The sequence below is a fragment of the Mesorhizobium sp. C268A genome (assembly GCF_040324475.1).
Classification (GTDB): Bacteria; Pseudomonadota; Alphaproteobacteria; order Rhizobiales; family Rhizobiaceae; genus Mesorhizobium.
The window spans coordinates 306,297-325,595 of record NZ_JAMYVX010000001.1; the positions used below are offsets into that span (position 1 = coordinate 306,297).

Here is a 19,299-nt window from a genome sequence, read left to right on the forward strand (position 1 = left end):
CTTCATGGCGACGAGAGCCCACGGGCGGGACGGTCCGACACCCGCAGCGATGCGGAGGGCCGGAGCGCAGCGGAGGATGGCGGCGGCCGACTATTTTGCCTCGCGATGGAAAGGCGTCGCGCCCGATCGCTGCCATTCGCGACCAGTCGCGCGCGCCGGAAAATAGTCGGCCGCCGCCATTGCCTGGCCGGCCAGTTCGTGGGCCGATCGCCCTCTCGAAGGCCGGGTCTCGGGTCTCTGCCGGCGGGTCACTCATCCATGCGCCGCACCGGCACCGTGCGCCGCGCGCTTCCCCTCCCGGCTCATGCCGCCTGTGTCAGATATCGGATGCGATCTTTGCGCATGAGCTGGTCTGCAATCGAGGCCCGGAAGGCCGCAAGTCCGAAGCGGCTGAGGTCTTCGTTGAAGTCTTGCATCGCTGGCGACAGCACGATTGCATCGATTCCGGCGTCCGTCGCGCGCTCGAGCAGGCTGTCGCGGGCACCGTCACCGGCCGGATCGTTGTCGCGGATGACATAGAGCCGGCGCAGGGTTGGCGGGAACAGGATGGCGGCTAGATGGGCTGCCGAGAGTGCCGCAGCCATCGCCATATCGGGCAAGGCGCATCTGAGCGACAGCGTCGTCTCAATGCCCTCGCCTGCCGCCATGACGCTGCCGGGTGCACCGAAGCGGACGGCGTGACCCAGAAGGTCACCCATTGCGCGACGCGGCGTGTCGACGAGCGCCTTGCCGGTGCCGTCCGGTGCGAGCCAGGTGCGGTGCGCGCCGGTCAAATGTCCATCAAGGTCGGTGACAGCAGCGATCATTGCCGGCAAGGTCTCGGTCGGTCCATGATCGCCGGGCCGGTAGTAGCAGCGCGGATGGAACCGCAGCGATCCGGTGCCGGACAAAGTCGCAATGCCACGTCCACGCAAATAGGTTTCCACGAGGGTGCCGATAATGGGCTTCGACATGGCGACCAGTCGGCGAGCCGCTTCCGGAGATCCAATGGGGACCTGCGTGATCGGCGCGGCCGGTCGGGGTGGCATGGCATCTGGCATAGCGAGAAACAGGCGCGCCTCATTGGCGACGTCCCGGAAGTTGACCAGTCCGAGGGATTCGCGGATGACGTCGAGCAGGTCGCCATGCTCGCCGGTAGCGGCGTCGGTCCATTTGCCTGGCGGTCCCTTCGGGGATGGCTGCAGACGCACGAACGTCGAGCGGCCCGGCGCATTGCGGACGTCGCCGACGCTCCAATAGTTGCCCTGGCGACGGCCATTGGAGAGGTAGTGGCGGCACACCGCCTCGGCATGTTCGGCGAGGCGGTGTGCGAGGTCGGATGCAGCGTGACGCGGGATCATGCAGCCTCCCGCTCACTGACCCGCTCGATTGGGAAGCGGTCGAGCACGCGCTCCAGCACGGCGAGCCCGTTGGCGTCGATCGGCACGAACATCCTGAGCTTCCACGAAATGATCTCGTGGAAGAGACCGTAGGCGGTGAGGCGCTCCCGCATCATGTCGGTGAAGCCCGACAGTTCGATGCGCCACGCGCCCATGACGCGGCTGCGGCGAAGCTGGAGACCCTCGGCGAGATCAAGGATCGTCCGCCCGTCGATCAGCGCCGCGAGCGCCTGCTCGGGCGATAGCGATGCGACGCCTGTCACCGTGGCGTTGGCGGCCCAGGCCGGCGTGACAAGGCGACCAATTATGCGCTCGCCCTCGTCGGTCTGAAGTCGAAAAACGCGGGTCGACTCGTTTGGCAGACGCTTCCAGATCGGCAACAACAGGCCCGTCACCATGTGCAGCACGGCATCGGCAAACTCGGGAGTCTCGGCGACCTCCGCATTCCATGCTGCAGCGAAAGCTTCACGGTGGGCCTCGACCCAGCGGGTTTCGCCCATAGCCTTGAGCGGCATGTTCTGGCCTTCCATTGGCCGGATCAGGCGGACCCGCGGCTCGATCTCGCCGTCGTCGAGCATGATGCTGGTGGTTGGGATCTGCACGGCGGCGCGGCCAGATTGCTCGTTGATCAGTAGGATGGCGCGCAAATCGCGAAGGTGATGGAGCGCCGCATCGAGCATGACGGGCCGATTGCGCTTGCGCTGGGTGATCGTCAGCAGCCGCGTTTCGGCGCCGGTGCGCGGATGGGCGTAGATGACCTGCCGGTCGGTGATGACGAAGCTCTCGGCCCGCAGGGTCTCCAGCCCGGTGTCATAGGTGCCCGAGGCGATGGCGCCACCGATCCGAGCGGCCAGAAGCTGCTCGAAGGCGCCGAACAGCACGCCCTGCACTTCGATGGTCAGCGCCAACAGGCGATTGAGGAAGGTGGTGATCGGCGGCAACTCGTCCTTGATGCCGTTGTTGTCCATCAGCTTGAGACCGGTCGCCGCCTCGAAACGCTGGAGTGTGCAACCCTCGACCTTGCCGCGTACGATCAGGAGATAGAGCTGCCGCAAGGCATCGCCGGCATAGTGGCTTTCAAGATTGTCCTCTGGCCGGAACAGCCCTTGGCCACCGGTCTGGCGCTGGCCGCGCGTGATTGCGCCCAACGTGTCGAGACGGCGGGCGATCGTCGAGAGGAAGCGCTTTTCCGCCTTCACATTGGTCGAGATCGGCCGGAACAGCGGCGGCTGCGCCTGATTGGTCCGATGCGTGCGGCCCAGGCCCTGGATGGCGGTGTCGGCCTTCCACCCGGCTTCGAGCAGATAATGCACACGCAGCCGCGTGTTCCGTGCCAAGAGTTCGGCATGGTAGGAACGACCCGTCCCGCCGGCGTCGGAAAACACCAGAACGCGCTTCTGATCGTCCATGAAGGACTGCGCCTCGGCCAGATTTGCCGACCCTGCTCGGTGCTCGACGACCAGGCGGTCGCGCTTGCGCACGATGCGGCGCGAGCGGCCAGTGACTTCGGCGACGAGGTCCGCGCCGAAATGTTGGACGATCTGGTCGAGCGCGCCGGGGACAGGCGTCAAGCTGGCGAGTTTCGCGATCAGCTCGTCGCGCCGGGCGACCGCCTCGCGGCTCTCGACCGGCTGGCCATCGCGGTAGACCGGGCGCGACGACAGATTGCCCTCCGAATCCGTGAAGGGCTCGTAGAGCTGCACCGGGAAGGAATGAGCGAGGTAGTCGAGGACGTATTCGCGCGGCGTGATGTCGACGCGAACATCGTTCCATTCCTCGGTCGGCAACTCGGCCAGCCGCCGCTCCATGAGCGCCTCACCCGTCGAGACGATCTGGACAACGGCCGCATGGCCCTCCTCCAGATCGCCGGTGATGGATTTGATCAGGGTCGGTGTCTTCATGCTGGTCAACAAATGGCCGAAGAAGCGCTGCTTGGCGCTTTCAAAGGCGCTGCGCGCGGTCGACTTGGCCTGGGCATTGAGCGTGCCGGTGCTGCCGGTGATGTTGGCCGCCTGCATCGCAGCATCGAGATTGTTGTGGATGACGCCGAAGGCCCCAGCGTACGCGTCATAGATGCGGACCTGTTCGGGCGTCAGCTCATGCTCGAGCAGTTCGTATTCGACACCGTTGAAAGAGAGCGAGCGGGCGGTATAGAGGCCAAGTGCCCTGAGGTCGCGTGCCAGTACTTCCATCGCCGCCACGCCGCCAGCCTCGATCGCCTCGACGAACTCGGCGCGGGTCGAGAATGGAAAATGCTCGCCGCCCCAGAGGCCGAGCCGCTGGGCATAGGCGAGATTGTGCACGGTGGTGGCGCCAGTCGCCGACACATAGACGATGCGGGCATTCGGCAGGGCGTGCTGTAGCCTCAGGCCGGCACGGCCTTGCTGGGAGGGAGCGGCGTCGCCGCGTTCGCTCTTGCCGCCACCGGCATTTTGCATGGCGTGCGCCTCGTCGAAGATGATGACCCCATCGAAATCCGGACCCAACCATTCGACGATCTGCTTGACCCGCGAAAGCCTCTCGCCGCGATCGTCGGACCGCAGCGTGGCATAGGTGGTGAACAGGATGCCGTCCGCCAGCGTGATCGGCCTGCCCTGCGGGAAGCGGGAGAGCGGGGTGACCAGCAAGCGCTCCATGCCGAGCGCGGACCAGTCGCGCTGCGCATCCTCGATGAGCTTGTCTGACTTGGAGATCCAGACGGCCTTGCGACGGCCCTGCATCCAATTGTCTAGGATTACGGCGGCGGACTCGCGGCCCTTGCCTACACCGGTACCGTCGCCGATCATGAAGCCTTGCCGGAAGCGCACGGCCCGCGCCGCGTCATCTGCCGCCGCGCTAATTACGTCAAAGGTATCGTCGAGCGTCCAGGCGCCGGCGAGATACTCGGCGTGAGCATCGCCCGCATAGATGACGGTCTCGAGCTGCGCGTCCGAGAGCAGGTCAAGGACGTTCTTCGGCAGGCGCGGCCGATAACTCGGCTTGGGCGGCGCGACCGAGGCCATGGCCGCCGATTGCACGAGTTGGTTGGGGTGCGGCTGCGCGCCGGGAATGCGGATCGCCTGAAGCGCGTAGTCCTCGTAGATGGCGTCGCTGATGTGGCCGCCCTCGGCGGCCTTCCAGTCGAGCACCTGATAGGCGAGCTCAACGGCATCGGGATCAGTGAGCGGTGGCCGCGGTGTTATTCTTGCCGTGGGACCAAGATAGCCGCGCACTGTGCGGGGTGCGGCCGACGACGATGTGGGAGTTGCACCTGCGGGTATGGTGACCGGCAGCCGTGCCGGCACATGCTCGCCGACCCATGCGATCAGCGTCGCGGCATCCGGGGCAACGCCCTGATCTGCCGGGAACACGTCCGGATCGTCCGCCGGCACCCGGTCGATGACGGTGAGGCGTGTCGGAAAGGTCGTGCCATGCTTGGCGTAGGCCGAGCCGTCGATGGCGGCGGAGAAGACGATGCGGCCACGTTCCTGCAGGCGAGTAAAGGCGGCGGTCCAGGCCGGGTGGTCGGGCGCGAAGTTCGCACCGGTAATCGTCACCAGCCGCCCGCCGGGCGCAAGGCGCGCCAGGGCCGAGGCGATGTGCCGCCAGGCCGCGTCGGCCATGCGGCCCTCGACGTTGGCCATGACCGAAAAGGGCGGGTTCATCAGCACCACGCTGGGCACGGCGCCGGGATAGAGATGGTCGTCGATCTGGGCGGCGTCGAAGCGGCTGGCGCAGACGGCCGGAAAGAGGCCGGAGAGAAGTGCCGCGCGGGTTTCGGCAAGCTCGTTGAGAATGAGCGAGGCGCCGGCTATCTCGGCCAGGATGGCGAGCAGCCCGGTGCCGGCGGAAGGCTCCAGCACACGGTCGGCCGGCGTGATGGCAGCGGCCGTTGCGGCGACCATGCCGAGCGGAATCGGCGTCGAGAACTGCTGGAAGGTCTGTGCTTCTTCGGATCGGCGGGTATGCGTCGGCATGAGCCGGGCGATCTTCGACAATGCTGACAGCCGGAGAGCCGGAGACGCGGCCTTGCGGAACAACGCCTTTCCGTACTTGCGCAGGAAAAGGACCGTCGCAGCCTCGCAGGCATCGTAGGCCTGCTTCCAGTCCCAGGCGCCGGCGGCGTCGGAGGCGCCGAATGCGGCTTCCATCGCCGCGCGCAACTTTGGCGCGTCGATGCTGTCGCCGCGCTCGAGATGGGGAAGCAGAAGGCCGGCGGCGGCGAAGATAGCGCCGGCTGCACCGGTTTGGGGGAGCGGGAGCGGCGCGGCTGCGGGAACTGCCACAGCGGGCGAGATCATGTACATGGTGTGAACCTCGGGAGAGCGGGGACAGGATCGAGCCGCGCGGCGCTCTCTCTGGACCGTGCGGATTCAAAACCATCCCGGCTCGCCTCTCCCTCTCTGGCCTCCACCGAAGCCAAAATGAAACAAGCGCCCCGCCATGAGGTGGAGCGCTTGCCGGTATCAACCGATCTCGATCATATTCCGCCGTCAGGCCCCGACTTCTGTAGGAAACCATTGGCGCTGTCGGGATCGGGCGGCAGGTAGGCATCATAGGGATTGCCGTCGGCAAGATGAGCGAACGGCGTGAACTCGTAGTGAAGAAGAAAGGGCCGAGCGACCCGCGCCACTCCGCCGACGGTGCTATCCGGCGGCGACCGCGTGTGCGGCAGTCTCATGGGTGGCCGAGCCGTCCTCGTCATCACCGGCCAGGAATTCGGGGAGGTCAGCTTCCTCGCCCACATTCGGCCGGGCGGCGTCATTGCCGCGAAGGCGGAGCGGTTCGGGTAGCCAGCCACTATCGGCCAGGAGGCGCTCGGCCTCTTTGGCCATGTCGGCCTTCTTGAGATGGTCGATAAGCTGGGCGGCCTGGTCGCCGGCGCCTTCGCGCACGGCTTCGAGAATGCGGGACTTGGTGACGCGACCGAGATAGTTATCCACCGTCGGCCGCCAGCCGGCATCTACCATGTCAAGCCCGGTGGCACGGGACAACCGATCGGCTTCACGCCGGCGCTGATCGAGTCCATGCTGGGAAACGCCGCTGCCGTAGGGATTGGGTCGTTCGAACAAGGCGTTGATCCCATAGCTGACGCAATGCGCCAGCAGCGTCTGCCGGCTTGCTTCATCGAGTCCGTCGAGCCACGCCCATAGGGCCTCGTCGTCATCCAGTGGAATGTCGCTCTTCCATGCCTCATGGCGTTCATGGACGGCCTTGGCCGCAGGGCTGTCCTTGAGACCGACGTCCTGCCACGGCAAGTGGACATGTCGGACGAAGGCCTCGACGCAGCCGATGGCGGAACGCTGACCGAAGGTGTCGAGGACGAGCCGGTGCAAGAGCGCCGTGATGGCCACATGCTGGTTCTCGGCCAGTGCGTTGCGCAGCGCCAACGTGCGATGGGCAGTAAGTTCGATGACCAGGCGCTCGGGTAGCGGCTTGATGGTGTCGCCGTCATCCTCCTCAGGCTCGGACGCCTGCGCGCCGATGGTGATAATCGCGCGGGCCGAAGGATTGTGTCTGCTGTCTTCGTTCTCGGTGGCGCAACCTGGCTCGGCCGAGTGGCCGTCGACCGCCTGCATCGCTTCGTCCTCGGGGCGCACATGGGCCCGATCGACGACGAGATCGCCATCACGATCGATGCTGATGAACACACCGGCGCGGGCGATCTCGGCCCCATCGTAGTGCATCGGCCGGCTCTCGAAGGCCTCAAGCGCGGTCTCGATTTGACCGAGGCGCTGATCGACATCGTCGGGGAGTTCGTCGGATTCGCCATACTCGGCTTCCAGCCGGTCGTACTCCGCCCGCAGGGCTTCGCGTTCCGCCCGCTCCGCGTCGGTCAGACCGACGGGGGTGCCAGCGATTGCCCGCAGACCGTGATTGTACCCGTAGGGCAGATCGGCATCGACCACGATCCACTTCCAGCCCTCCGCCGCGATCTCGTCGGCGATCGACTTCAGCCTATCGCCGACCAAGCGGTCGAGCAGAGCGGGGTCCTGCAGCCAGCCGCCATTGTCGGCCTCGAACAGGTCGCGCAGCACCACGCCGCCGGCAGCGACATACGCGTCGACACCGACGAACAGCGCCCGGCGATCGCTTGCCCGCACAGTGGTCTCCGTCAGCAGGCGCCGGATCTGCTGCGGCTCCTTCGACCAGGAGTTTTCGAGCGCCTCCCAGACCTGCTCCTGACGGGCGTGATCGTCGGTCACGGTGAACGCCATGAGCTGCTCGAGCTTCATGCCATCCTGCTCGTAAATCTCCTGCAGCTTGGCCGAAACCCTGGCCAGCCTGAGGCGCTGCTGCACGAATGTTGCGGAGACGAAGAAGCGTGCGGCAATCTCCTCATGGCTCGCGCCCTGGTCATGAAGTGTCTGGAAGGCGCGAAACATGTCGAGCGGATGTAAATCTTCGCGCTGAAAATTCTCGGCCAGCGAGTCCTCCTCGATCGGGACCGCGCTGTGGGCGTCGCTTATGACGCAGGGAACTGGCTCGGTCTTGCTTATGCGCTTCTGCTTGACCAGCAGTTCCAGCGCGCGATAGCGGCGCCCGCCAGCCGGCACCTCAAACATGCCGGTCTCGTTGCCCTCGCCGTCCAACACTGGCCGGACGTTGAGGCTCTGGAGCAGGCCGCGCCGGGCGATCGACGCGGCGAGGTCCTCTATGGTTTCCCCGCGCTTGATGCGCCGGACATTGGACTGGCTCAGCATCAGCTTGTTGAAGGGGATGTCACGTGAAGCGTTGAGGGTGATCTTCTGCTTGGGCGTAGCCATGTGGACTATCTCCGCGACGGGCGGCCGAAACTCTCTCGTCCTCCAAACCCGTCAAAAAAGACGGGCGCAGCCCTCTCACTCTGAGGACTGAGCCGCACCGAAGATCCAGAGGTGGGGACAGGGCCGCAGACACGACTGCGCATCTGCGGCTTGCGGATTACAAGCTGAGATCTCACTCGCCGTCTCGGCCAGATTGGCCGGCATGGTCGAGTTGCGTTCGGCGTCGCGAAGGTTTCCGCCCCGGCGGACCGCCTCTGCCCAGACGGAAATCGGCAGGTCGGTGCCAAAGAGCATGTCCCGCTCGATGCCGATGCCGAAAGGCAGCCGGATCGACGTCATCTCGAGCGCGGTTGCGAGCCAATTCCTTCGCCGAGTTGATTTGAAGAGCTTCACCACCCGTACGTGTTCGGCGTCGCGATCGCGGCTATTGGCGAGCAGGCACGCGCAGTTCCTCGGTGAGAACGATCATGCCGCCCTCTTCTCGATTTCGACCTCATCGACGCTGGCGGGCCCTGCCCTGGTTCCGTTGTCGGGTTGCGGAAGGAAGGCGAGCAACCAGTCGGCTGCCTTGCTGGCTTGGGAGGCGGCACGCACGATGGCTCGGTTGTCTTCGCGCAGGACGTCGAGCCAGGAGGCCAGGTAATCGGCGTGGCGCACGGTCGGCGCAATACCTCGCGAGGCGCAGCAGAAGGCTGCGTTCATTTCGGCGACCAGTTCCTCGAAAGCATATCGCTTTGTGCCGAAGGCGCAGCCGAGGTCACGGCCGACGCGGGAGGGATGGCCGGTCGCATGGCCAAGCTCGTGCAGGGCGGTGCGGTGCCAGTCAATGGTCTCGAAATACGCCTGCGGAGGCGGCACCTGCACGTAGTCGTGCGCCGGCACATAATAGGCGCTATTGCCGCCGATGCGGAAATCGATCCCTGTCGCCTTGATCAGTGCCTCGACGGCCGGTTCGATCAGTCCGGGCTCTGGTGCGGGCGGAAACACCGCCAGATCGTCGGGCAGATTTTCGCATTGCGCGACGTTGAAGACGGTGAAGCGCTTCAGAAACTGTATGGCCCGTGCTGCCTCGCCGGTCTCCCGCGCGCGTTTCTTCTCGTCGTCAGGGATGAAGCGGTCAGAATAGACGACGGTGGTCCCGTGTTCGCCCTTGCGGACATGGCCGCCCAGCGATAGCGCCTGGCGGAAAGTCAGCCAGCCCTGGACGGGAAAGCCATGCTCGACGACCGCACCCCACAGGATCAGCACGTTGATCCCCGAATAGGCACGGCCAGAGGCGGCATTGGCCGGCATGGCGAGGGGTGCTTGCTCCGCCGCCGTGCCCCAGGGCACCCAGGGAAAGCGCCCAGCCTCCAGCTCGGCGATGATCTTGTTGGTGATGTCATCATAGAGGCTTGCCCGGTCGGCGCCGGCGCGAGCGTAATGTCTGGACATCTGGTTTCTCCGCGACGGGCGCCGGAGGCCTCTCCTCCAGCTCTCAACCCGTCACGGCAAACCGGTCCGTACTCTCGCTCTAGAGGCTAGCCCAGGCCTCGAAGGGGGACGCTCCCGGACTTGGGGCAAAGGCGGTCCGCGCCAATCAGTAGTGTCGCTGACCTATGGTTATTGCTGCCGGACTGCGTGCCGAATGCGGTCGGTAAGCGTTTGTGCGACGTCGAAATAACCTTCCCAGGCTTCGCGCACCTGAGCCGCGCGGCGGCGGCGAAGACATCGAAGCCGTTGGCGTTTTTCGCAGGTGGGCAACTCATCCCAGCTGACAGGCACCGCGCACGACGCCCCCGCGCGTGCCCGAGTCGACCAGGGGCAGATTGCAGTGGAGCCCTGGCCGTTGCGCAGGTAATCGAGAAACATTCGGCCCTTGCGCTTCGCCTTGCTCATATTGGCGACGAAGCGCGACGGATCTGTACGGGCCAGCAGTTCGGCGAAGTCCTGGCAGAAGCTCTTGACCTCGTCCCAGTCTGCCTCCGGGAGGAGCAGGACGACCACATGAACGCCCTTGCCGCCGGACAGCAACGGCCACGACTGCAATCCAAGCGCTTCCAGAATGCTCCGAATGTCGAGGGCTGCCTGCTTGACGGCAGCAAAGCCCAAGCCCTGTCGGGGTCGATGTCGAAGATCATGCGGTGCGGCAGATCCGGCTGCTGGCGACGGCTTCCCCAGATGTGGAATTCGAGCACGTTCGTCTGGACGCCCGCGATCAGCCCAGCCAAGTCATCGACCACGAGATGCGGCTTTCCTTACCGGACACCTTCTCCAAGTGGCCATGATGGATGGCCCTGGGCACGCCTGGCAGGTTGTGCTTCTGAAAGAAGGTCTGCTGCAGGTCGCCGTGAGTATCGCGCACCAGCGACAGCGGCCGATCCTGAATGTGCGGCAGCATCTTCTCGGCGACCACTGCGTAGTAGGCGGCGAGCGTGGATTTGGTCACCTTGGTGCCTGGATACATGACCTTGTCCGGATGCGTCAGCTTGACGCCGACAGCAGCGGCGATCTCGTTGCCGGATCGAGATTGGCCGAGTCTCTGGGCCGTTTGCGCCTTTTGTTGAGAGTGCCGTCTACTCGGACATGAGGAACTCGGATACATGTCAATACGCTGCCTGGGATTCGGTTCCATGCCCAAGCACCGCGCCGGCGACCGTCGGCGCTCAAGGAAGAACGGCGCATAAGCCGCAGTCCTGCGCGCGGCCGCAACAGCGGACAATTGTCACGCGCAGGACGGAGGAAATTCGCCCCCCGCCGCGGGCGGTGAACAGGACAGCCGTAGGAGCGTCAGCATAGCGCCGGCCCCAGGACGGGACGCGGGACCGACTGTCCCCGTCCGCGGTGGTCCGCATGTTTTGGTTCGAAGCCCACCGGCTGAGATCGCGCAGTTCAGTTCTCGACAGTCCGACCGCTGATCCGCGATGATGCAAACAGGATTGAACCACACCAGAGCCGAGTTTGGCTGCAAGAAATCGATCTGGTCTTGCACCCTTTCGGCTTCTTCCTCAATTGCGTTGCAGCTTGTGAATTCCAAGCCTGACAGGCCCTCCCCTGTCACAACTCGTGCAGAAAGCGCTCGCTCGACCGAACTGAGAATGCGGCTTTTCCATTGCGCTCGATGAGGCGTTTTGCCGTTGCATGGTGCGAACATGATCTGCAACAAGCTCGCAACACATGCCACTCGCGAAATGTCGAGCGCCCATACAGGCCACCGTGAACGCTGCCAGGCGCTCTCAAGCGTCAACGCCGGTTGCTGTTTAGCTGGCGACGTCCCTTGGCACGCTTTCGGTCGGAGAAAAGCGAATATCCGCCGTCCTCCCGAAATCTGCAGCGACGCATGAGCCCCGGGCTTGACCCATTGCGTCGCCGAGATTTATTCCCTTGGGCGCCGGCATGGTGTGCCCCAGGAACCTCTTCCACAGTCGCTAGCCAATAGCGGGGCTCGAATTGATGCGGCTGAGCCCACAAATTGGTCGATCGCGCGGCCAATCGAAAGCCATGAAGAGAGGTGGAAACCCTGTAGTGCCGAAGTATCACGTTGAGGGGATGGATGGTGCTACGCAGACGGCCATACGGACAGTCAACGCCCATGTGGGCCGGTAAGCATCCGAATGCACTCTGCGCGCAAGTGAACCCCTTGCGCTAACGCTTCGACGCGCCATCAAAGCATTGACCATGTTGGGGGGCGATCGCACCGCTGATGGCCAGCGAAGGCCAACAAGTGGTCCGGCTACCCTTGGAGCCAATCCGCATTTCTGGCGATTTTTCCCTGGAGCAATCAGTGCATTGACATGAACTCGGCCGTTTTATTGTTCCTTGCTGAGTGCAGGTAATCGTGCCGGAACTCAGCAAGAAAGGCCAGTCCTTCCCAATCATGGATGGTCAATTGGCCATTCACAAGTGATGTAAGGTGCTTCTCCCGAAGAGACTTGAGCGTGCGGTTGATGTGGACTGCCGACAGCCCTGTCGCCTCGCCAAGGTCAGCTTGAGTCACACCAAAAGCGCAGGTTTGATCGGACGCAAGTCCGGCATCTTCCATACGTAGCATGATTTCACAGAGAAGGTGGGCCACTCGGCCAAGCGCTTGGCGCTTCCCGACATTGACCACCCATTCGCGAAAAATCGATGCATCAACCAGTGTCGTTCGCCAAAGATTTGCCGCCAGCCTGGGGTGGCGTTCGCAGAGCAGCCGGATAGCCGAGTGATCTATGAAGCCAACACTGCAAGCGCTCACCGTTCGAACGTCGCTATCCAACAGATCGAGGTGCAGGCTCAACAGATCGGGCATGTCGCCAGGCACATGATAAGCAGTGACCTGACGCTTCCCGTCTCCTGTTACCTTCGAGGTGCTGGCTAAGCCAGCCAGGACCATTATGCACCGGGACGGCTGGTCGCCTTCCCGGACCAAGTTCTGGTTTGCGCCAATCGCAACGATCCTTATTCTTACCGCGTCGAGAGCTTGACGCTCACCTGACGTGAGGGTGAAGGCACGATGGAACTTGGCGGTTAAGGGGCTTTGATAAAGCATGTCGGCTCTCCGTTTGGGCGGGAGCGCTATGGTCTCTCAGTCACCCGCGGCCAGCAGAACGCGAATGATGCCCGACCTTATATCATAAACACCGGACCGACTTAACCTGTGATAAGTCTGGCACTGCTTCCGATGGTCCTTTCCCCATCGGCAAACACAGGCTCAACAGGATTGGTGCTTACGAGGGAAGCGGCCCATCATCGGGCCTCGAGTTGCGCAGCTGCGGCAGCAGCTATAATAGATCGTTCTCAAATTCGAGGACTCACACCATGACCGACGCCCCCGACCACGCCGCTGAACTGGTAGAACTCACGGCGGATGTGGTATCCGCGTACGTCAGCAACAATCCCGTGCCGGTCGCGGGCTTGGCGGACCTGATAGCCTCAGTGCACGGGTCGCTGTCTGGGATTGGCCATCGCGTGGCTGCCGCGACCGAAGAACCAGTGCCTGCGGTAAATCCAAAAAGGTCAGTATTTCCCGATTACATCATCTGTCTTGAAGATGGTAAGCGGTTCAAAACCCTTCGGCGACATCTGCGCGTGGATTTCGGTCTCACTCCTGACGCGTATCGAACGAAGTGGAACTTGCCATCCACTTATCCGATGGTCGCTCCCAACTATGCGGCCTCACGGTCTGCCATGGCGAAGTCGATCGGTCTGGGTAGGAAGGCACCGCAGCCCACGGCAACTGCAACGGGCAAGGCAAGGCCGACGGCTAAGGCTAAAGCGTAGCTTCCGCGATCACACCATTACCACCGCGGCACCAATCGGCGATGTATGCATCGCGGCGGACCTGTCCGCTCTTGGCCGGTGCCCACCCAGGTTCCCCAACCCATGGCGCCGGCCATTTGTGGCCCACACCTCAGCTTCGTATTGCTGCCCAATCTTTTCTTGTTGTAGGCCGCTTACGACGTTAATCTCCGCTTGGCCTGATTGCTGGGAGGCAACGCCATGGCTGACATAATTCCAATTCGCAAAGCACGCCCTTGTGTCGAAGTTGGCAAACCCTGTGGCGAGTGGTTTGTCCGCGTGATCGAGGAAGACCAGGAACTCACCCGATCATTCAAGCTCGAATCCTATGCCGTGGCCTTTGCAGAAGGCCAAAGGTCGCGTCTGCATCTCAACACGTTTTCGCGGCTGTAGAGCAAGCCTATGCAGAGGTCCGCAGGGTTACTGGCGAATTTGGGCGATAGCATCGAAGCCATCGCCGGCCACATTGCGACCATGGAAACGCGACAACTGCACCAATAGCTCAAGTCGTTGCCATCGAGATCGGAAATCGCCAGCGCGGAAATGGTGATGGGCATCCTCGTCTATCGAGAGGTTGAACTGCGCCGCCGGCGGGGGACGGGCGGCAACGTGCTGCCCTTCCCCGGTCTCGGGACTCCACTTATCCAGCACTAGGCAGCGACGCCGGACCTGTAAGAGGCCATCGGATAGCGCATCCCTGTCGGTGATTGTTCACGTTCTTGAGCAGCACTTCATGCGGATCCTGCACGGCCTGGTGATTGTCGCAGATCGGCGACAATCGGGCCGACGATTGCCTTGTGCAGCCGTTCCGCCTCGATCTTGAAGCGGGCGAGCTGTTCCTGCGAAACGTGTTGTGAGGGGTTTTCGTCTTGACCATGGTAGCGAACTCCGTTGAGGGGATCGCCGCAAACGGTTCTTGCACAAAAAAGCCCGTCGCGGTGAGCGACAGGCTATTATGACATCAGGGATTAGAACTTGTAGGCGATGCCGAAGCGAACCTCGTTGGTCTTCAGATCAACGTCGGCATTGACCAGACCACCAAAGGATTCTGTACCGAAGTCGGTATAGCGATACTCGCCTCGCAGCAGCAGATTGTCGGTCATGGCATAATCCAAGCCCACGCCTATCGTCCATCCTGTGAATGTATCTCCGAACGAAGGTCCGCCTCCATTATTACTTATGTCGACATCGCCAAACGCAACGCCACCCGCAATATAAGGAAGAAAGCGATCAACGGCATATCCTAGGCGCAGTCTTGCCGCCGCACTCCAGTTGAGTTCTTCGGTGGCGATGCCGCCCGGGATCGGGATACCAGGAGCGCTGAAGACTTGGCCGCTGCCATCAACATTCGCATATACGACGTCCAGCTCCGCGCCAATCACAATGTTATTGGACATCTGATAGTTGTAACCGGCGTAGACGCCACCAAGGAACCCGTCGGGATCTGTGTCGACAAAGCCCGGCCCACCGATTTCGTCTATGTTGCCATTCCCCCAAGCATAGCCTGCCTGTAGGCCGACATACCCACCCGTCCAGCTAAAGACCGGCGCGGCTTCTGCAACGATGGCATCGGCAGCATACGCCGACGAAGCCAGCAGAGACAACGACAGACCAAGAAGCAGCTTCTTCATAGGTGATCTCCTGTAACTAACCTTTTTGGTAGCAGAGCGCGCCGATTGATGCAGTTGTTTTTCTGCCACAGTTGGCCGAATTCAAATCGGCCGCCCGCACTTACATGAGAACCTTATGCCAACTCGCTGGTGGCGATCGGATCGCCCCTCGCCACAGTGGGCAACTGCTCGGCCACCCAAACTGTCCGGAACCTTCAGGCCGGGAACACTCATTCCGGTATCCCAAATTTAACATCGAGGAGGGTACGATAAAGGCTGTCGACCTCCTTGTCGTCGAACGCCTCGGTCAGCTCGCTTTCCGCAATCCCCTCAGCCTCTGCGTCGGCGATTAGGCGCTTTGCGAGCTGCTCGATCTCCGCTCGCTCTTTCGGCGCACCGGCGTCGGATAGATCGTGTTTTTTTATCCATTGGTTCAAAAATAGGACGGCCGGCTTGCTCATTCGGAAACACCTGGGGCAAAGTGCACGACGGCATCGACCAGCGTCCGATATAGGATATCAACCTCTTCGTCGATCTCTTCGCGCTCGATCGTCAAGGCTTTAGCGTCGGCATACAATTTGTGTATGTACTCACTTACCGAAACGGCGTCGGTTTTAGCCGTTTCGGGGAAATTGTTGCCGATCCAGCGATCGAGAAAGTTGACGCCGCGTGTGCTCATGAAGCCTAAGCTCGATCCAGCGCTTAGGTTCCAGCAGGGCGCTCGACGGCAGCTTCGTCGACCTCGGCTTCCATTTCGTCGTTGACAGTCTTGGTCTTGCCGAAGGCGGCCACCGGCTCACCGTCAAAGCCCTGCAGCCACGCGTCGGCATGCTCTCCCCAGTAGGCTGGCACCGCACGTCTCCTTGCCATCCTTGCTCGCTTGGGCGTACATCCAGGCGTAGGTGGCGCGCTCCTGATCTTTCCTAGCCACGGCCATCTGTGTCATCCTCTCGGAAGTCCTGCAGTGAGGCGTGGCGCAGGTCATCCTCGCCGCGCAGGTGCTTTACGCGGCCGATCAGCCCCGGCTTGACCCATTGCGTCGCAGGCCGCTTCATGACGCCCTTGGGCGCCGTGCCTGGGTGCTCTTGGACGCGTTTCCATAGCCTCTCGCGCATTTCCCGGTTCAAGGTGACGAACGCGCTGCCGACATAGCGCCCTGTGCCCCGCTCGGCCATGAGAGCGAAAGCCGGCTTGCCCGCTTCACGCTCGACGCCGAGCAGATCGAACTCGTCGATCGCATAGCACTTGGCCTTCAGCCAGTTGGCTGACGGACCGCTGCGGTATTTGCTGTCCTTCCGCTTCGACACCATGCCTTCAAGTCCGGCTTGGTCGAGCAAGTGAAGGATCGCCTTGGCTTCGCCGGGCAGAGGCTCGCTGAACTGAATACGCCGCCCGGGCTTGATCATGCTGGCCAGGATCTCGCGCCGCACCTCAAGCGCCATGTCGCGCAGATCGTGCCCATTGAGGTGCAATAGATCGAAGGCGACGAAATAGAGGTCTTGCTGTCGGCGGGTGATCGCTTTGCGCAGATCGCCGAAGTCCGAAAGGCCAGCTTCGTTCAAGACGATGATCTCACCGTCGACAATCGCGCTTTCGGCACCAAGGCGCTTGGCCTCTCTCACCAGGTCGCGATATTTCGCAGTCCAGTCGTGGCCGTTGCGCGTATAAATGCGTGTGCCGTCTTCATCGATGATCATCTGCGATCGGTAGCCGTCGAACTTGACCTCGTGGGTCCAGCCTTCACCCTCGGGAGGGTTCTCCACAAGGGTCGGCATCAACGGCTCGATGAACTTCAAACGCATGCACTGATCCGCCCTCCGGCGATTCAATAAGATTGAGCTAAAATAGTTCCGAAACCGGAAATCAGCCTCTTGGGTGCAACAAACACGTCAACTCGGCGTTGCGGGATGAGCGAAGGAGGAATCGATATGGCCGACGACAAGAGCAAGCGGGACTTTCGCGATCGGGACCAGGTCTCGGCCGATGAGGATTATGAAGTCGAGTATTTCGCAGCCAAGGCCGGGATCACCCCGCAGCAGGTCAAGGAATTGATCGCGAAGCACGGCAACCAACGCGAAACGCTGGAGCGAGAAGCGAAGGCTCTGCGGAAATAATGACCAGGCTATCGGATCTCGGCAGACCAATAACTGGGCACCGACATGAAGGCCCGCCCGCGAGCGAACTCGCGCATTTCCTCCCTTGCCCTGTTTGCGGGCAACAGATCGATATGCGCGATTTTCGCCAGGTCGCTTATCATGCCGATCCGGATCACGATCAGCCTCTCGAACTAGACGCTTAGGAACACAAGTGCCGAAATACCACGTTGAGGAAATGGATGGCGATACCGTGACGGCTACCCACATCGTGCACGCGACAACGCCGATCAGGGCGGCGCGGGAAGCGACGGAGCGCGACATCACTCTGCGCACCACCGAGCCCATCTGGATCAGGGTTGCCGACGAGAAGCGCGGGCACGTCTTCGAATACTGTTTCAGCCTGTAGCTGACGATCCAACTCGGCTGGCTGAGTTTTTGAATGGCATACCATGCCGTCGACCTCGATACGCAAGTTCGACTATGACCCCAGCACCAGGGTTCTCTCGGTTTGGTTTGTAGCGAGCGGGAAGCATTACGAGTTTTTGGACGTACCTGCTGAGGCCTTTGCCGCGTTCAAAGCTGCCTTTGCCAAGGGCGTCTATTTTAACAGCCACATCCGCAATCGTTATGCATTCCGGCTCGCGGCAGGGAGGGTAGCACCCGCTTCGGGCGATTAACAGAATCTCAGATTCGAGGCGGCCCGCGCCACCCCAGGGGAGCAACTGTGCGAATTGACCCAGGTTCCGAGGGCAAACGAAAGAGCCCGCCGGCCGGGCCAGCGGGCGCGTTTTATACTAAGCTAGGTGTTGGGCCTATTTGCCCATCATCATCGCAGCTTTGCAGAAGTTTTCATGGGCCTGTCGGACAGGTCTGCCACGACGCGTGACCCACGGCGACGGGTCGGCAAACAGCGCACTCCTGCGCATCCACTGGGCTTACGAAGTCGGTCGGCTGCTCTGCGATCATAGTGCCTTGTCGGAGAACCGCGCTGAGCTCCGCGCAGTCACCGGTCCTGCAATACGGCCGGATCTATGATCAAAGCGCTGAGCAGGAGCCATTCGGGGTCTACGCCTGCCGCCCGGTATTTATTGTCACAAAAAGGGGAACAACGGCAGCTCGGCCGTGTTGGGAGCACAACATGTATTTCGTCAAAGTGCTTTTGGCTGCGATCGCCATCGGTCTCATCAGCCCGGGGGCAATGGCTCAGACCGCGACGACGTCCCCGCAGGAATTTGTCAAAGCAGCTGCGAGTTCAGACATGTTCGAGATCCAGTCGAGTGAGTTGGCGCTGCGGAAATCGAAGACATCACGAGTGAAGGAATTCGCTCGCATGATGATCAAGGACCACACGAATTCTTCCAAGCGGCTCATTGCGGCGGCAAAGAAGGACGACGTCGCAGTGGCACCGGAGATGACAAGCAAGCATGCTGCCCAATTGGAAGCATTGAGCAACGACAGCAGAGGGGCGTTCGATAACGCCTACGTCGACGCCCAGGTTGCAGCGCACCAGGAAGCCCTGACGCTGATGACCTCCTATGCGGAAAACGGTCAGGAAAAACATTTGGCGGCCCATGCGAAAAAGACCGCGCCGGCTCATCCGGCAGCATTTCAAACATGCCCAGCAACTGAGCAAGAGCGGTTCTCAGGGCTGAGTGGATCTGGCCACGACGTTGGTTCTTCGCGGCGCTGTGGAGTCTGCGCCAACCCTCTGGCACTGCCTCCGCCCCCAGGGACGCTGCAACCTTCAAGCGGTCGTCGATGCAGGCTCTAAAGGGTGCGTCGCTCAGGTAGTCCGGCGTGCAAGCACCAGCGTCGTCGAATTTGCCAAACGAACAGGAGACCTGACATGCCAAAGCAAAACGAGACCTCGCATTCGAGACGAAGTGACTTCGCCAATGATGAACCCATTCGCCCGGAGGATGCCGCCGTGTTGGACAGCCCCGTGGGCCACGAAGACAGGCACGGCGCGGAGCCAGGTTTCGGGGGAGCCGACGATGTCGACCAGCCGATCGGCGCAAGGCCCCGCAGCGAAATTACCGGTCGTCATGATGAAGGGGCAGGCGCCAATGAGACGATCGACGGCTTAAGCGAAACCGAGGAACTGACCCGCAGCTACGCCGAGGACATACCAACCGGTGACAATGATGAGGAGGAGGAAGACATCCCTGTCTTCGAAAGAGGCCGAAGCAACACCGAACTCTGAGCGCGC

20 protein-coding genes and 1 pseudogene are annotated in these 19,299 nt (G+C 62.2%); 7 read left to right on the forward strand and 14 right to left on the reverse strand.

Going from position 1 to position 19,299, the window contains the following annotated elements; genetic code table 11:
- Positions 1-302: 302 nt before the first annotated feature.
- The 9 genes and pseudogenes from NKL06_RS01590 to NKL06_RS01630 form a co-directional block, all read right to left on the reverse strand.
- Positions 303-1,340 carry a DUF7146 domain-containing protein gene (locus NKL06_RS01590; protein WP_023690437.1) on the reverse strand — a complete coding sequence of 346 codons (1,038 nt, stop codon included), beginning with the start codon at positions 1,338-1,340 and terminating at the stop codon, positions 303-305.
- On the reverse strand, positions 1,337-5,665 hold the full coding sequence (locus tag NKL06_RS01595; protein WP_023693358.1) for a strawberry notch family protein: 4,329 nt from the start codon (positions 5,663-5,665) through the stop codon (positions 1,337-1,339). Before NKL06_RS01595 ends, NKL06_RS01590 begins: the two co-directional genes overlap by 4 nt.
- A 173-nt stretch (positions 5,666-5,838) precedes the next feature.
- Positions 5,839-6,039, reverse strand: coding sequence for a DUF6117 family protein (locus tag NKL06_RS01600; protein WP_023673140.1), 201 nt, complete (start codon positions 6,037-6,039; stop codon positions 5,839-5,841).
- Positions 6,005-8,125, reverse strand: a complete 2,121-nt coding sequence (locus tag NKL06_RS01605; RefSeq protein ID WP_023806499.1) for a ParB/RepB/Spo0J family partition protein — start codon at positions 8,123-8,125, stop codon at positions 6,005-6,007. Before NKL06_RS01605 ends, NKL06_RS01600 begins: the two co-directional genes overlap by 35 nt.
- Positions 8,126-8,200: 75 nt before the next feature.
- The gene (locus NKL06_RS32665) at positions 8,201-8,521 is read right to left on the reverse strand and encodes a DUF2958 domain-containing protein (protein WP_460221719.1); all 321 of its coding nucleotides are present in this window, start codon (positions 8,519-8,521) and stop codon (positions 8,201-8,203) included.
- Between the two features lie 69 nt (positions 8,522-8,590).
- Positions 8,591-9,559: an ArdC family protein gene (locus NKL06_RS01615; protein ID WP_023690434.1), complete on the reverse strand. Its 969-nt coding sequence runs from the start codon at positions 9,557-9,559 to the stop codon at positions 8,591-8,593.
- A 168-nt stretch (positions 9,560-9,727) separates the two neighbouring features.
- Positions 9,728-10,347, reverse strand: a pseudogene (ligD, locus tag NKL06_RS01620) (non-homologous end-joining DNA ligase LigD).
- Complete coding sequence (gene ligD / locus NKL06_RS01625; RefSeq protein WP_352580034.1) at positions 10,323-10,739, reverse strand: non-homologous end-joining DNA ligase LigD; 417 nt, start codon at positions 10,737-10,739, stop codon at positions 10,323-10,325. Before ligD (NKL06_RS01625) ends, ligD (NKL06_RS01620) begins: the two are co-directional and overlap by 25 nt.
- Positions 10,740-11,885: 1,146 nt before the next feature.
- A complete protein-coding gene (locus tag NKL06_RS01630) occupies positions 11,886-12,635 on the reverse strand; it encodes a Crp/Fnr family transcriptional regulator (RefSeq protein WP_023686036.1) in 750 nt (249 codons plus the stop codon).
- A gap of 269 nt (positions 12,636-12,904) precedes the next feature.
- Here NKL06_RS01630 and NKL06_RS01635 point away from each other — a divergent pair, with 269 nt between their 5' ends.
- Both NKL06_RS01635 and NKL06_RS01640 read left to right on the forward strand, forming a co-directional pair.
- Entirely contained in the window at positions 12,905-13,366 is a 462-nt protein-coding gene (locus tag NKL06_RS01635) for a Ros/MucR family transcriptional regulator (RefSeq protein WP_023673144.1), read from the forward strand.
- 219 nt (positions 13,367-13,585) lie between these two features.
- Positions 13,586-13,777 carry a hypothetical protein gene (locus tag NKL06_RS01640; RefSeq protein WP_023673145.1) on the forward strand — a complete coding sequence of 64 codons (192 nt, stop codon included), beginning with the start codon at positions 13,586-13,588 and terminating at the stop codon, positions 13,775-13,777.
- Positions 13,778-14,352: 575 nt separating this feature from the next.
- Here NKL06_RS01640 and NKL06_RS01645 read toward each other — a convergent pair.
- The 5 genes from NKL06_RS01645 to NKL06_RS01665 all read right to left on the reverse strand — a co-directional run bounded on the left by NKL06_RS01645 (position 14,353) and on the right by NKL06_RS01665 (position 16,796).
- Complete coding sequence (locus NKL06_RS01645; protein WP_023673148.1) at positions 14,353-15,015, reverse strand: outer membrane protein; 663 nt, start codon at positions 15,013-15,015, stop codon at positions 14,353-14,355.
- Between the two features lie 209 nt (positions 15,016-15,224).
- Positions 15,225-15,455, reverse strand: coding sequence for a DUF768 domain-containing protein (locus tag NKL06_RS01650; RefSeq protein ID WP_023690431.1), 231 nt, complete (start codon positions 15,453-15,455; stop codon positions 15,225-15,227).
- A complete protein-coding gene (locus NKL06_RS01655; RefSeq protein WP_023690430.1) occupies positions 15,452-15,673 on the reverse strand; it encodes a DUF768 domain-containing protein in 222 nt (73 codons plus the stop codon). Before NKL06_RS01655 ends, NKL06_RS01650 begins: the two co-directional genes overlap by 4 nt.
- Before the next feature lie 23 nt (positions 15,674-15,696).
- Positions 15,697-15,846 (reverse strand): hypothetical protein, encoded by a 150-nt coding sequence (locus tag NKL06_RS01660; RefSeq protein ID WP_023673151.1) that lies wholly within the window; start codon positions 15,844-15,846, stop codon positions 15,697-15,699.
- 71 nt (positions 15,847-15,917) lie between these two features.
- Positions 15,918-16,796 (reverse strand): ATP-dependent DNA ligase, encoded by an 879-nt coding sequence (locus NKL06_RS01665; RefSeq protein ID WP_286456741.1) that lies wholly within the window; start codon positions 16,794-16,796, stop codon positions 15,918-15,920.
- A gap of 126 nt (positions 16,797-16,922) precedes the next feature.
- Here NKL06_RS01665 and NKL06_RS01670 point away from each other — a divergent pair, with 126 nt between their 5' ends.
- The 5 genes from NKL06_RS01670 (at position 16,923) to NKL06_RS01690 (ending at position 19,293) form a co-directional block, all read left to right on the forward strand.
- Complete coding sequence (locus tag NKL06_RS01670; RefSeq protein WP_023693356.1) at positions 16,923-17,108, forward strand: DUF3606 domain-containing protein; 186 nt, start codon at positions 16,923-16,925, stop codon at positions 17,106-17,108.
- A 193-nt stretch (positions 17,109-17,301) separates the two neighbouring features.
- Positions 17,302-17,496: a hypothetical protein gene (locus NKL06_RS01675; RefSeq protein WP_156936064.1), complete on the forward strand. Its 195-nt coding sequence runs from the start codon at positions 17,302-17,304 to the stop codon at positions 17,494-17,496.
- A gap of 43 nt (positions 17,497-17,539) precedes the next feature.
- Entirely contained in the window at positions 17,540-17,767 is a 228-nt protein-coding gene (locus tag NKL06_RS01680; RefSeq protein WP_286456740.1) for a KTSC domain-containing protein, read from the forward strand.
- Positions 17,768-18,228: 461 nt separating this feature from the next.
- Positions 18,229-18,861 (forward strand): DUF4142 domain-containing protein, encoded by a 633-nt coding sequence (locus NKL06_RS01685; protein WP_023689422.1) that lies wholly within the window; start codon positions 18,229-18,231, stop codon positions 18,859-18,861.
- Positions 18,862-18,936: 75 nt separating this feature from the next.
- The gene (locus NKL06_RS01690; RefSeq protein WP_023685250.1) at positions 18,937-19,293 is read left to right on the forward strand and encodes a hypothetical protein; all 357 of its coding nucleotides are present in this window, start codon (positions 18,937-18,939) and stop codon (positions 19,291-19,293) included.
- The last annotated feature ends 6 nt before the right edge of the window (positions 19,294-19,299 follow it).